11 protein-coding genes are annotated in these 14,357 nt (G+C 29.3%); 6 read left to right on the forward strand and 5 right to left on the reverse strand.

Annotation, left to right across the window (positions count from 1 at the left end; translation table 11 throughout):
* The first annotated feature begins 120 nt into the window (after nucleotides 1-120).
* From ACXLDF_RS07775 to ACXLDF_RS07800, 6 genes are all read left to right on the forward strand, one after another.
* A complete protein-coding gene (locus ACXLDF_RS07775; protein ID WP_457557940.1) occupies nucleotides 121-759 on the forward strand; it encodes a hypothetical protein in 639 nt (212 codons plus the stop codon).
* 218 nt (nucleotides 760-977) lie between these two features.
* Nucleotides 978-1,112 (forward strand): hypothetical protein, encoded by a 135-nt coding sequence (locus tag ACXLDF_RS07780; protein ID WP_457557941.1) that lies wholly within the window; start codon nucleotides 978-980, stop codon nucleotides 1,110-1,112.
* A gap of 106 nt (nucleotides 1,113-1,218) precedes the next feature.
* Nucleotides 1,219-3,666, forward strand: a complete 2,448-nt coding sequence (locus ACXLDF_RS07785) for a glycosyltransferase (protein ID WP_457557942.1) — start codon at nucleotides 1,219-1,221, stop codon at nucleotides 3,664-3,666.
* Nucleotides 3,667-3,690: 24 nt separating this feature from the next.
* The gene (locus ACXLDF_RS07790) at nucleotides 3,691-5,607 is read left to right on the forward strand and encodes a methyltransferase (RefSeq protein WP_457557943.1); all 1,917 of its coding nucleotides are present in this window, start codon (nucleotides 3,691-3,693) and stop codon (nucleotides 5,605-5,607) included.
* Nucleotides 5,608-5,748: 141 nt separating this feature from the next.
* Nucleotides 5,749-6,369, forward strand: coding sequence for a P-loop nucleotide/nucleoside kinase family protein (locus ACXLDF_RS07795; RefSeq protein ID WP_457557944.1), 621 nt, complete (start codon nucleotides 5,749-5,751; stop codon nucleotides 6,367-6,369).
* Between the two features lie 31 nt (nucleotides 6,370-6,400).
* Entirely contained in the window at nucleotides 6,401-7,864 is a 1,464-nt protein-coding gene (locus tag ACXLDF_RS07800; RefSeq protein WP_457557945.1) for a tyrosine-protein phosphatase, read from the forward strand.
* A gap of 330 nt (nucleotides 7,865-8,194) precedes the next feature.
* Here the strand turns inward: ACXLDF_RS07800 and ACXLDF_RS07805 are convergent, their stop codons facing one another.
* From ACXLDF_RS07805 to ACXLDF_RS07825, 5 genes are all read right to left on the reverse strand, one after another.
* Nucleotides 8,195-8,917, reverse strand: coding sequence for an ATP-binding cassette domain-containing protein (locus ACXLDF_RS07805; protein ID WP_457557946.1), 723 nt, complete (start codon nucleotides 8,915-8,917; stop codon nucleotides 8,195-8,197).
* A 45-nt stretch (nucleotides 8,918-8,962) separates the two neighbouring features.
* Complete coding sequence (locus tag ACXLDF_RS07810) at nucleotides 8,963-9,715, reverse strand: ATP-binding cassette domain-containing protein (protein ID WP_457557947.1); 753 nt, start codon at nucleotides 9,713-9,715, stop codon at nucleotides 8,963-8,965.
* A 7-nt stretch (nucleotides 9,716-9,722) separates the two neighbouring features.
* On the reverse strand, nucleotides 9,723-12,296 hold the full coding sequence (locus ACXLDF_RS07815; RefSeq protein WP_457557948.1) for a hypothetical protein: 2,574 nt from the start codon (nucleotides 12,294-12,296) through the stop codon (nucleotides 9,723-9,725).
* Nucleotides 12,297-12,461: 165 nt separating this feature from the next.
* Nucleotides 12,462-13,193, reverse strand: a complete 732-nt coding sequence (locus ACXLDF_RS07820; protein ID WP_457557949.1) for a hypothetical protein — start codon at nucleotides 13,191-13,193, stop codon at nucleotides 12,462-12,464.
* Between the two features lie 106 nt (nucleotides 13,194-13,299).
* Nucleotides 13,300-13,833 carry a hypothetical protein gene (locus tag ACXLDF_RS07825; protein WP_457557950.1) on the reverse strand — a complete coding sequence of 178 codons (534 nt, stop codon included), beginning with the start codon at nucleotides 13,831-13,833 and terminating at the stop codon, nucleotides 13,300-13,302.
* Between the last annotated feature and the right edge of the window lie 524 nt (nucleotides 13,834-14,357).

Consider the following 14,357-nt stretch of genomic DNA (forward strand, 5'->3'; position numbering starts at 1 on the left):
TCCCCCGCTATAAAATTTCAATAGATTAAGATTTTTTCTAAACTATATTATTAATTGGATCAATTTTGATCTTAGTTATTGACACATATAAACAATAGTTTTTTTTCTTCTAAATAAATCATGTCTTCAATTTTTTCCATTAAAATATGCTGGTCAGTAGTATTTCAATTATATGCTGATTTAAAAATAAACAAATTCAAACCACTCTATAAAAATGCAGTAATCGACAAGAACTTTTCTGTTCAAAAATCAATAATGGTTTCAACTTTAAAATTTGCGCATATCTCTAATGATGAAAATTATTTACCTAATTTATGGAAAAATTTCATCCAGAAATTGTGTGAAAGCCGCTATAAATTAATCTTGTTAATTGATGCAAATAACATTTTTTATTCAAAAAAGAAATTGGTTCGTTTCAAATCATTTAAAAAATCATATAAGATATTAAATCGATTTAGTCGGAAATTTCCTTTACTATTTTATTTTATTTGTGATCGTTCTATTTTCAGGAAAATCGACGAACCAGGAGCATTTATTCAGTATTATCTTGAAAATCCCAGAATAATCATCTCTGAAGAATTTCAAGAAGCTGATGTAATTATTTTGGAATTATATCAGAAATTATCGAATTATTTTAAAGTAAAAATATTATCACATGATAAATTTCGAAATTATAATTGTCTGATCCTGCCACAAGATAGATTAAATTATAAATTATTTAAAGAAAATCCGTATCTATTTCTAAAAAAATTCGTTTAGTGGTAATTAATCCCTATCTTTTTATTTTTTTATCATATCTCCATTTTTTTATAGGACATAGCTTCTTGTTCTCTTTTTTGGCTTTTTTTAGTATTTTTTTTGTCAATTTTTATTTAAAAAAAAGATGGATCAAATTTGATCTAATATTTAATAAAAAATCTTTGAATGATAAAAGTTCTATGATAATCTTGTAGTTTGGAAACTACATGTGATATAATATGAGTAAAAGAAATTCAAACAATAATCGTTCGGATTCAAAAAATCCCAATAATTCCGCCTATTCTGCGTCAATAAACAATCGCGCTAATCAATTGAACCCAAATAATTTCCGATATCAGGGAAAAAAGGATTAATAATTCTTTTTCCTCTCTTTTTTTTTTGAAAAATAAAATCTACTGAAACCCCAAATAAATGTTCTAAAAAAACTAAATAATACTGTAGAAAAAAGGAAAATAGAAAATGATTCAAAATGACATACTTGCGCGACTTTTAATTGTGCATCATGGCTTTCCACCTGAGCATGAGGCTGGATCTGAAGTTTATACCTACAATTTGGCTAATATACTGAAAAATTATTTTAACATACGCATTTTTTATCGAACTTTGCAGAATGTTCCAAGATACATGAAAAGCGTAGAGAAAGAAGGAATATTACATTATATCATTCAAGAACCTGATGAATTAGAGTTTACAAAACTTCATGAACAACCAAAGGTGGATGAGCATTTTCGGCAAATATTAAGTCAATTTAAACCTCACTTTGTCTATTTTGGCCATTTGAATCATCTTTCACTTAGTTTAGTTTCAATTGCCAAGTCATTTGGTGTAATTATCATTTTTACCCTTCATGACTATTGGCTTTTGTGTCCCCGGGGGCAGTTTCTGGGAAGAGATCGTCAAATTTGTGAGCCTCCGGATATTAACCGTTGTATTCGATGTATTCAAGCAAAATATACACAGAAAGGAAAAATACGCTCAAGGGAGAATTGTTTGATTTTGTTAAGGAATCGCGAAAAAAAGATTCGAGAGATTTTTTCACTTGTCGATCTCTTCATTGCCCCGTCTATATTCCTTCGTAATCTTTTTATCAAGTTTGGCTTAGATCCAAAGAAATGTGTTTACCGAGATTATGGATTCAATCTTAAGTATTTTGAAAATTTTTCAATGGATCCTCGCAAAAACCGAAGAAAACGGCGTGAAATCGTTTTTGGATACTGTGGTACCGCGATTCCTTCAAAAGGATTGGATATTTTGATAGATGCGTTCGAGATTTTACAAGAAACATTATACAAAAATATCAAAAATAATCAAATCAAATCCATTAATCAAGAATTAAGCGTTCGGTTAAACATTAATGCTTCACGCCATGCAAAATTCGATGATTATTACAAGGAATTAATATCAAAAGTTAAGCACAATTCTCACATTCAATTCATGGGAAAATATTCAAATGGGGATGTTGCCTGTGTGTTTGAACAATGCGATGTGTTGATCGTTCCTTCTATTTGGTATGAAAATTCTCCTTTAGTAATTCACGAAGCTTTCCAAGCAAGAATTCCCGTAATCACTTCAAATAAAGGAGGAATGGCAGAATTAATAACAAATCATGTAAATGGACTTCTTTTTTCTCAAGGAGATGCTGCAGATCTTGCAGAAAAGATGTTTTATCTGATCCAACATCCAAATCAAATTGAAATTCTCGGAAAAGCGCATCCTAAAGTTCACTCCATTGAATCTGATGCTCGATTTATTCAACAACTTTTTATTCATCTAAATAATAGTCAACAGGGACGGATTACTGTAAGTGATATGGGAACTGGCCCGTGGCGAATCACATTTGATACAAATCCTGATGATTGCAATCTCTCGTGCATTATGTGTGAAGGTTTTAGTAAATACAACCGAAAAAACCACCGAGAAAGGGTAAAAAAAGGAAATCAAAGAAGAATGAAGTATGAAATGATTGAAAAAGTTGTGTGGAATGCACTGCCCTTTGGATTAGAAGAAATTATTCCTTCAACGATGGGCGAGCCGTTGTTGTATGATGATTTTGAGCGTATAATCGATTTATGTCATGAAACCGGCGTAGCATTAAATTTAACTACCAATGGGACATTTCCAAAAAGATCAGCTGCTGAATGGGCAAATTTAATTATTCCAGTCGCAAGTGATGTGAAGATTTCCTGGAATAGTCCTACACCAGAAATTCAAGAAAAAATCATGATTGGGTCTAAATTTACCAAACGCTTAGCAGATCTCCAAGATTTTATCAAGATTCGAAATGAATTATATAAAACTACTGGGCATTATTGCCGTATAACTCTTCAAATGACGTTTATGGAACAAAATTATGCAGAACTTCCGCAAATGGTTGAATTTGCGTATAATTTAGGCGTTGATCGAATAAAAGGGCATCATCTTTGGGTATTATATCCCGAAATGGAAGACCAGTCAATGTTGAGAAATGGCGATGCAATTAATAGATGGAACGAAATTGTAAAAGAAGCTTTTCGGAAAAGGGACGATTTATTAAACACTGCTCAGTCCAATAAACCAAATGGCTCTTTCAAACCTTTTCCAAATAAAGCAAAAGAGTTAGTGTTGGATAATATTTTTACTATAGAATTTGAACAAAGTAGCGAGATTCCTTTCGAATGGGAATGCCCTTTTTTAAGAAGGGAGGCATGGATAGCATGGGATGGAACATTTAATATTTGTTGTGCACCAGATAATCTACGTAAATCGTTGGGAATTTGGGGTTCAGTAAGAGATAATGATTTTATGGTATTGTGGTTGCAAGACTCTTTAGAACGGTTACAAAAACATTACAAAACCAAATCAATTTGTCAGTCATGCGTTTTAAGACGGCCCGCTCATAAAATCAAATATGGTGCTATATGCAATTAAAACTACCTATAAAGGTGTATGAATATGACATCAAAAAAGGGAGAAATAACTCATAAAACCGAAATAAATTATAAAAATCTTTTCATTGCACAAGATCAAACACTTCATGAATACGAGGATGGCAACCCTGCATATTCTCGAAGATTCATTAAGGTGCTCAGTTTTCACCCTCCTGGAGTAGCTGCAGTTGAAGATCATACAGGTGCGTTCCATATTACTACTACTGGTGAAGATTTATATCCACATCGCTTCGATCGGTCTTTTGGATATTATTATGATCGTGCTGCTGTGGTGAAGAACGGGAAATGGTTTCACATAGATCTTCAAGGTCTGCGGGTATATCAGGACAATTATCGATGGGTTGGCAACTTTCAAGAGAAACTTTGTGCGGTAAGAGATATGAATGATCGATTTTTTCATATCGATCTTGAAGGTAGAAAAATCTATACAACAACTTTTGCATATGTAGGTGATTTTAAATATGGAATAGCGGTAGCCCGATTGGACAATGGGCTCGCAATTCATATCAACCAAAAGGGGGTTCCTTTATATGAGTCAAGATACTATGATCTCGATAATTTTCATAAAGGATTTGCACAGGCTCAAGATGAATGGGGATGGTGCCATATTAATCTGAAAGGAGAACCGATATATACGGAGCGATATCAACTTGTGGAACCCTTTTACAATGGTTATGCTCGCGTTGTTACATTTGAAGGAACATCATGTATAATTGATGAATCGGGAACTTTGGTAAAAACCATATTTAATGCCGAAATTGATCCTGATCGGAACTACCAGAAATTACAGACTTTATTTACACATTATTGGAAACAACAAACCGTAGTAGCTGCGGTTAAATTGGGTATTTTTGAATATTTATCGAATGGTCCAAAGAAACTCGATCAAATCTCCGACATATGTCAAATTGAAGAAAAATATTGCGTAAAAATTCTTTATGCCTTGATAATTTTAAGATTACTCTTGAAATCTGGGGAAAACTATTTTCTATCTAAAAAAGGTGAATTACTTATAAAAGATCATCCCAATTCTTTATATGCTTCTTGTTTAGTTTTTGGTGAAGAACATTATCATGCATGGAATTATTTGGCGCCTTTTTTACAAAAACACTATGCAAATACTGTGAACAATGGCGAGAAAAGCAAAATGCCCAAAAAACAATATCGATCGGCATTTGAATTATTCTATAAAGAAGAATTTTTTACATGGATCAATCATCATCCTGAAAAAGCGGTGCTTTATCATTCTGCAATGGCTCATTATGCTGAAAGAGATTACGCCCGTATAGTTGAAAAATTTCCTTTTTCCATTCTTGATATCCCTCTTTGTACACATCATTCTCGTAATAATAAAACCAGAGAAAAGCATCAAAAATCTCCGATAATCTTAGATGTGGGGGGAGGAAAAGGGGTGCTTTTAAGAAAATTGCTTTTGAAATATCCTGATACACGAGGTATTTTAATTGATTTAGAAGAAGGCGTTAATTCTGCTAAAAGTTATCTTAGTCAATTACTTCGACAAAACAGGGTTCAATTAATTACCGGAGATTTCTTTAATAATTTGCATGAACTTTTAAAATACTCGCCTAATTTGGAAGAGAATCAGCAAGGATTTGTGGATGCCATCTTTTTAAGTCGCGTACTTCATGATTGGGATGATCAGAAAGTAATTAAACTTCTTAGCAATTGTCGTAATGTTTTGAAAGCGGGTGGAAAAATCTACATCATTGAGCTAGTTCCACCCGAAAATCCTCAATATGATATAGGGGTATTTCTTACATTAAATTTAATTGCAATTACGGGAGGAAAAGAGCGAACCCTTAGAGAATATGAATTTTTATTTGGAAAATGTGGATTAAAACTCGAAACTTCGGAAAGATTGGGGTTAATGACCGTGTTAACAGTTCAACCATTACTTTGAAAATATTTTGTCAATTTCAAACAGAATTACTTGATCCTAGATCGGTTAGATCGCTGAAGAGAAAAATGTAGGATTGTGAGATGTGTGAAATCATCCATTGAACGAACATAATAACCAAATACAAGGAGAACATGATAAAATATGAATTTAAGAACTAATTGTATAAGGGCTAAAATTTGTCTTAAAGTAATTCTTATCGGGAATATCGGTTCGGGAAAATCTTTAATTGCAAAGTGGATCTCAAAGTTTTCTAATTACCCCATTTATTCCATCGACGCCATTCGGATGGCAATCGCTGATGGAACAGTGGCGGGAGAATATGATGCATATTCACAATTTCTCCGATATGTTCAGAACGATGAACATTGCGTTTTAGAATTCAGCGGAGTGGGAGTCCATAAACATGCTGTTCGATATGCACTTGAATTTACCAATAATCCCTATGTTATTGTAAATATTGCCTCAACTCCCGAGCAGTGTCTTAAGAGAATTTATAACACCGCCCATTTTGATCAAGTTCCCTATCCCTTTCCAATTTCAGTCGAAAAGCTAATTATTCTTAATAGTAATGAGCTTCTGCAAGACAATATGGATCATTTTTGGGAAATTGCTTCAATTCCGCATATGATTCTATATTTTGATAATTCTCAGCCATTACCACGCGAAACCCTTAATTCGTCTCTTTATAACCGTTTTTTTGTTGAAATATGGAAAAAAATCACAAAATTTCATCAACAATTATTAGAAAATCAACCTATCTGATGAAAAATTAACCAAATCGGAGAAAACAAGAATGTCATATATAATTAAAGATGCCATCACCCAAATTAAAAACTATTTTCAATCACGAAATTACATTCGAGAAATGGCTGTTTTAGGTTCTGCAGCGCGCGATGACCTCGATCTATATTCTGATATTGATCTATATCTGTTTGGAGATAATTCTTTAGAATGGAGTGATTTTTCGGAAAATCCTGTGCACTCTTTCAAAGAGATCTTTGGGAATCTCTCGTTTTACAATTATATCCCTTATGAAATGGGCACTCATAATCTTAAAGAGGCTCTTTGGATAATATATCTCCCTATAAATTTGATCAAGGTGGAATTACATTTGATTCGAAATTTTGAAGCATTAGCTCAGAATGAACAATTTAGCTTATTTTTTTTAGAAAGTCGTATTAAAAATCCCAAAAAAGCAGTTTATTTGGATAAAGATGGGCGATTATTACCCTATTTGGAAAATCAAATTGCTTTACAAAAACCATTTCAAAGAAATAAAAAATTCGATATTGAAGCTAGAAAATTTCTCAACTATTATGAGAGTTTTTTTACCCCATTTAATCGAGGAGATCTCTATCGCGCTTATTTATTGCAGAATCTATGTTTTTATAAGTTAGCAACACTTTTCTATATTGAATCAGGTGGAAAAGATCATCTTTATGCTTTAAAAAATTTAATGAATAAAGCACTAATTATCAATCCGAAATTCCAAAAATATGTTGGAATTTTACAAGAATCAAGTAGTACCATAAATCCATTTGAGATGAGAGTTAAAATTGATAAATTATTTACTGCTTTTTACGATCTTATTAGAAAAACTTCTATACCATTTTCAATTCCAGTAAAGCAGATTCAAGATTTTAACTGTGAAATAAAAAAAAAATATCCTCCCTTTTATAAATTTAGGGATTTTGGTCGTAAATCTCTCCAAGAACCTAAAATAAAATCCAAGAAATTATACAGGAGTAGTACATTAACTCGATATAATCCTGATGAAGTATTCCAATTTTTCATTTCTCAAAATATTCAAATTGTAATAGATTTGCGTTCTAACGCTGAAATTAAAGAAGATCCATATGATTCTCAAATATTCAATCAAAATGATTATTCTGTAGCATATTATCACATACCTTTGCATTTGGAAGAAAATTATTTGATCTCATTAGAAAGTAATTATTCTCAAGTGATCCAAGTTTTTCAATTGATCCAAAATGCTGAAAAAAAAAACATAGTTCTTCATTGTGTGGCAGGAACTGACAGGACAGGTATGATAATTGCATTGCTTTACCTAATTATTGGGATTCCAGAAAAAAAAATTATTGAAGATTTTTATTTAAGCGTCACACAAACCCATTTTGATCATATTGAAAATTTAATTTTATTTCTTAAAGAACAAGGAGGGGTTGAGTCATTTTTTATCAACAAACAAGTAGAAAGAGATTTATTTGATGGCATACGCCAAAGTTTGCTGTACTAAAAGGTCCTAGCAATTTCATTGATTTCAATTATTTTACCATATTTATTGTCAGATTCGCAGTTGATTATAATATTGATAAATCAAGAATTAGTAATTAGGCAAATGAAAGATGAACTTGTGTTCAGAGTGGTACACGATGGTGTTATTACGAATATTCATTAAAATTTAAAAAAGAATCAATTAATAGTGGTTGAAAACAAGTTGAAACAAAAGTAAATCTTTCTTCCAGTAAATGTCATATCTACTATTCTTATTTTTTCTCTTGAGATTCTTTAAATCTATTCACCAATTTTTGGATTTAAAATTCTAAAATCTTAAGATATATTTCATTTATGCATTTTTTGGAAATTCTTTTAGATTTCCATCTTTAAGGATGAATATTTTTTTAGCATATTTGAAAATTTCTTTATCGTGGGAAACTGCCACAATCGTTGTTCCCATCTTATTTAATTCCCTTAATGATTCCCAAAAGGTTTGTTTAGCATTATAATCAATAGACCCAGTTGGTTCGTCTAGTAAAATTAGGGGATTTTTACAAATATGTATTAATGCTAATGCAACACTTTTTCTTTCCCCACCACTTAGTTGAGTTGTTTTCTTATCTAGTAAATGCTCTATTTTCAATTTTTTAGAAGTAGTAATTATATTTTGATCAATTTCATTAATCGGTAATTCGTAAAGGTTTGAGACAAACTTCATATATTCGTTTACTTTAAACATATCAGGCAGATATATATTTTGAAAAATAAAACCGATTTTTTTTCTTAAGTGGTATTGATGAAATGAACCTTTATGAAAAATTTGGTTATTAAATAGATATATTTTTCCATTAGTAGGTAATAGCAACCCTCCTAATAAATAAAGGAAAGTTGTTTTTCCTGATCCAGATGGTCCAAAAATAAGGTTGAAGTCACCACGATTGACAGACCAGGTGAGGTTTTTTAGAATAAATTTATTTTCATTATTATCATTGTAAGAAAAACTGACTTCTTCCAATCTAATTGGTGCAGAATATTCTTCTATTTTTTTTTCTGTTAATTGATTATTTTCCAACTTCTTATTCCCATTCCTTTTTTTTTCATTATTCTTCAAATTAAATTAAGATTGGCTAATTTTACCGTTTTTTATTAAATATATTTTATGATTCTGCGTAATCGCTTTATTATGAGTTGTAATTAATACACAAGCATTATTTTTTTCTCGATATTTCTCCAGTATATTAATTATATTATATTTATTCTCTTCATCCAGTTGGGAAGTGGGTTCATCACACAGTACTAATTTAGGTTTTTTTATCAAGATACAAGCCAGATTTAACCGCTGGATTTCTCCTCCTGACATGGAATTAACTGAAGTATTTAAATCTAAAGAAAGATTGAAAAATTTCAGATATTCTGCATATTCCATTTGGTTATAGTCATTACTCTTATTCTTTTTTCCTAAATTTTGATATAGTGATAAATTCTCTTTAATGGTGAGATTAAGGCATAGTGTTTTTGCCGGAAATTGATTTACATAGCCAATATTTGACCAAAATTCCGATCTTGCGGAGTATTTCATTCGAAATATTTTATGAATAGAAAAATGATGGAAATAAATTTCTCCAGCAGACACGGGAGATATTCCTAAAATCATTCGTAGAAACGTGGTTTTTCCCGATCCTGAAGCACCCATAAGAAAATTTAATTGGTGCGGACTAAAAGTCAAGCTTACACCTGCAAATAATGGGATTTTTGTATCAGGATCTGAAGGATGAGGAAAAATCTTTGTTAAATCCTTAATTATCAAAGAATTATCTCTCTTTTTTTCTTCTTCTAACACCGAATTTGATACTGATTTTAATTGTGCCATTGATGCTCTACTCCGGATATCTAAATAAATCTCTAATTTTTAATTTAGCAAATTTTCGATATTCTAAATATTGATACAAAATAAGGCTGCAAGATAAGAGAAATGCTAAAAAGAGTGTATTCTTAAGCATTAAACCAATATATGTAATGGATATTCCAGAAATTAATAAAACTGCATAATTTACAATTAAATATGCAACCAATAAGCTAAAAAGATATGATAACATAAAAATCATCCATTCAAGAATCAAAGTATTTCTTAAAATCTTCCTATAATCAGATACTAAACCAAATTGAGCGAGGATAATTGATTTTCGTTTAGATACAGATGAAACATTAATATAATCGAAATATAATGCCAAACTTCCGAAAATTATACAAAATTGAAATATTTGAAATAGTAAACTGGACTGTAATTGTTCAACTCCAATAAATCCTGAGAGATCAACAGAATAGACTTCAAAAGATGAAAATTCTTTTGAAATCAAGGAACTAGTTTCATTTATTTTACTATTTTCAACGTCTAGCAGAAATGTTTCTTTATAATTAATCATGGATGTGTTTAATAATTCGATTAGAATATCTTTTTGAATTATGCAGAAATAACTATTTTCTGATTGAATTTCATTAAGTTTTGATGGATATTCTGTATAAATAGGCCAATTTTTTACAAATGCGCTAACATTATATACTAAAATTTCAATTTCTTCTTCAGAGGAGTTATAATATGGAATAAAGAATTTATCTTTAAGATCATATCCTATTCCTTTATAACCATAACTTAATAATATAGAACTATCTTCAGACATTATCAATGAAGCGTCGGGTTCGTTTGATTCAAGTAAATTTAGTACTTCTTTTTTTCCATAGAAATCAATCCAATCTTGATAATCGATTCCCATAAGTTTGTATTCTGAAGTATAAATTGAACCTGTGGTATTGAAATCTGTTATTATTGAAATGTAGGAAACATAATTCCTTAATCCAAGGTTTTGTTGATTACTATTTAAATAATTTTCAAAATCGCTGGAGTTTTTTGCATCACAAGATACCGAAATTGTTGAACCAAGATTCCACATCGTATTTGTTCTATATATATTTACGAGTATGGTTGATCCAACATTGATGGTAATGAAACTTAAGACTATTAAAGAAATTACGAATATTTTTTTAAAAGAGTATTTTTTCCAGAAAGAAAATAACAGAAAAGTCTTACTTGGGTTTTTATTTTTCTTAACATGAATAATTTGGATTAATTTTTGGATAATTGATGTCATATATTTAAAAAATAACGATATTATTGTACAAAGAGTAATTATTACGCCTATTCCAATGATAATAGATATTATAATTATATCATTTTCTTCAAGTAGAAGAAATGTAGATAACAATAACACAATTATTAGAATCGAGATTTTAATTGGTTTTTGCATTGTGAATAATAAGGTTTTCAAAGAATCATCAAAATCAATATCACTTTTCAATGATTTGTTTATCATAAATTCAGAAATAAATAACCCAGACAATAGTGTAACTATTGGAATTGAAAAAGAAATAATGTAATATTTAAATTCAAATTCATATGGTGAAGAGAAAATCCTATTTTCAAATTTCATATAAGAAAACAATAATATCAAGGAAATAATCGCACTACTTAAAATTATTATTAACATCTCAACAAAATAGTTAATTATTCTTTCGATGCGTTTTTGTCCTCTTAGAATTTCATTTTGCTCAAAATCTTTATCGATTGTGTAATACTGTAAAACAATAATAAAGAGGTACAATAAAGGAAAAACAAATACAATAATTTGAATTATTCTTAAAATAAAGTATGTAATATTAATAAAGAATTCAGAAGATATTATACTGGATTCAACATCGGAATTTTCGACCTGAATATTAAGATCTGTATATTTTTCTTCAAAATTTGATTGAATTTCAAGAAAATAAGCAAAAAGGCGTTTATTTGCATTTTTCGACCAGATTACATCCAAATATTTTTCGATATTATATATTTCTTGATATCCAGCAAAATGATATTGAAAACTTGGATTAGTGATCATTATTGAAGCTAAATCATATTCATAAGTTGATATTTTAGTTATAATTACAGAAAATAAATTATCCCCCATTAAAATAGTATCATTAATTAAGAAATTCGCAAAAGATTTTGAATAGTTAAAAAGATCGTTTGTAAATATTTGAGTAATGTTCTCAATTTCAAAAATTTTACTATTATCTTCTATTTTTATCTTAAAGGAAAGATTATTGGGTGGATTTTCAGTATCGTTTTGAGAAATATTTAGAAATAAATAATCTGAATTTTTCTGATAAATATTTATCTTATTGAATATTTCATCTTCAACTCCAATATAATAAGCAGAAGCCGAATCATTAAGTTTTATATTATTAAATAAAAAAAGAACGCTGTTGGATTCTTCTTGATTAAATTTATAATTGTTTTTACATATTTGGTCAATTTCATGATCAAAATCTTGTAAAATCTCACTTGTGGAAGTTCGACCTGAAAAATATGCAAGGTATTGATAATCTTTTTGAAGATCGCTGTCAATAGACATTGAATTGAATGTATTGAACAATCTTTTGGGAGATACAAAAGAGTCTAGCGATAAATTAATCATAAACAAAAATATCAAAATACCTATAGAAAAAGAGATATTTCTGATTTTTGTTTTTTTTGATTTTAGTCGTATTAATATTTGTTTTAAGTTCATCATTTTTAATTAAATATTCCTTTTTTTTATCGAATATATAAATAATAAAACCCATCCAATTGCACCAATTCCAGCGATGAGAAGAAACCATTTGAAAAAATCATTATCTAAATCTAGACTCGAGTAATTATTGTTGAAATTTTCTTTTTGACGAATTCCCAAGTATGATTCATCAAAGTTCCAAGAATTGATATATTTTGAATCAAATTCAGTATTGATTATTTTAATTCTGATTGATTCAGTAAAATTTGTCTTACAATTTACTATAACTTGTTCAACAACTCCATTCTCTCTGGAATAATATTCAATATATTTCATTTTTGATGGATCATATTGGATCATTATTGAATTATTAAGAAATTGCTTAAATCTATGAGAACTGAATTTTATGAAATCATTATTGAATTGTGAAAAATTCCAGTATAAATAATTCGAGATATTTACTTCTCCTATTGAAACATGGTCTATTTCGCCATATCCACCTGTTAACATTATTTCCATTATTTCAGAAATAGATTGCGAACTTGAAGGAACTAATTGGATTGTATGAAATATATTTTCAAAATCATTGTTTAATATTATACCATATTCATAAAAAGAGATATTTATATTTCGAAAAACACTTAATGTAGAACTTTTTAGTTCATCTGGAGCATCACCTGAGATATCTGTCGTATAGATGAGTAAATTTGATAAATCAGAGTCCAATTCTGTAGATGTTGGAGATTTATTTAGGAACATAAGAAATAGGAACGAAATAAACAAAAAAGTCCTAATTTTTTTTTTCATTGTTAAATTTTCCCTTTATAATTTCTAAATTAATATAAAATAACCATATAACGAATTGTTAAAGCACCAGAATATTCATCAAAGAAATATTGCAAAGTATACATAAATCATATTTAAGACTTCCACCAAAAATATGAATTACATATTGGTAACTACACGATGTCCTAAGCTTTACATAAACTTTTAATTCAGATCTTGATTCAGATAAATTTGGAGCATAACAATAATCTGATGTATAATTACAATTTTCTCCACCATCATATATTATAATATTTACAAGATTTGTTGTTCCGCCTTTAAAACTAGCAATGTTATGATAATCTTTATCGTTTATTCCATCATCGTAATTTGAATCAGTAGTAAATACCTTTCTATAACTTCCATAAATCTGAGCAAATGAAACTGCAATCTTCATGGTATAGAAGTATTTACTATTAAATCGATCTGTAATTTTATTCCAATCGATCATATATACTGTTTTTTTTAAATTTCTTTCTTCAATGGCAGGAGTATTTTTAATATGAAATGTGGCAAGTGATTTTTTACTAAGAGAACAAACTGCTAATATTGACACTTTTTTATATTTTTTCATTTTTTCTTTCGTTATACATCAGTTTTGGAGTTAATGAAAAAAAAAGTATTATTACTAATTTTAAATTTTTATCGTACATTTATCTGAATGATTGTTTTCTTTTCTTTTTAAATAAAAATTGAACATTAGAATTCAACAACAATTTTCAATCTCCAATATCCCTATTCAAAATAGAAATTACATGGTCGATACTACTAAATACTTGTAAAATAAAGCGTATAATAAAATGGGTAATGTGGTGAATGGTTATTTTAATTTTGATAATATAACTACTCTTTTTGGTCAAAATGTGGTGTTGGTGCGAGTTTTACATACTCAGAAAATCAATTCATTTATATATTAAATAGCGAATATCATTTAATTGATTCATCTTCATTAAAAAAATGCAGGTAATTCTACTGATGGAAATCCCGATTTAGGTGCTTATGGAGGATCTGAGGCAGAATCTGAAATAGGATGGTTTCATCAATCCTGAAAACTTTTTTTTTTTTAGTGCCTCTGTTTTTTCAGCACTTTTCCTATAT

The sequence above is a fragment of the Candidatus Harpocratesius sp. genome, from assembly GCF_054039255.1.

Excerpts from the sequence above, each read along its gene's own strand:
- ACXLDF_RS07775 (WP_457557940.1), top strand. The coding sequence starts at position 121 with ATGTCTTCAATTTTTTCCATTAAAATATGCTGGTCAGTAGTATTTCAA.
- ACXLDF_RS07810 (WP_457557947.1), bottom strand. The coding sequence starts at position 9,715 with ATGGCACAATTAAAATCAGTATCAAATTCGGTGTTAGAAGAAGAAAAA.
- ACXLDF_RS07780 (WP_457557941.1), top strand. The coding sequence starts at position 978 with ATGAGTAAAAGAAATTCAAACAATAATCGTTCGGATTCAAAAAATCCC.
- ACXLDF_RS07795 (WP_457557944.1), top strand. The coding sequence starts at position 5,749 with ATGAATTTAAGAACTAATTGTATAAGGGCTAAAATTTGTCTTAAAGTA.
- ACXLDF_RS07815 (WP_457557948.1), bottom strand. The coding sequence starts at position 12,296 with ATGTCTATTGACAGCGATCTTCAAAAAGATTATCAATACCTTGCATAT.
- ACXLDF_RS07800 (WP_457557945.1), top strand. The coding sequence starts at position 6,401 with ATGTCATATATAATTAAAGATGCCATCACCCAAATTAAAAACTATTTT.
- ACXLDF_RS07790 (WP_457557943.1), top strand. The coding sequence starts at position 3,691 with ATGACATCAAAAAAGGGAGAAATAACTCATAAAACCGAAATAAATTAT.
- ACXLDF_RS07825 (WP_457557950.1), bottom strand. The coding sequence starts at position 13,833 with ATGAAAAAATATAAAAAAGTGTCAATATTAGCAGTTTGTTCTCTTAGT.
- ACXLDF_RS07785 (WP_457557942.1), top strand. The coding sequence starts at position 1,219 with ATGATTCAAAATGACATACTTGCGCGACTTTTAATTGTGCATCATGGC.
- ACXLDF_RS07820 (WP_457557949.1), bottom strand. The coding sequence starts at position 13,193 with ATGTTCCTAAATAAATCTCCAACATCTACAGAATTGGACTCTGATTTA.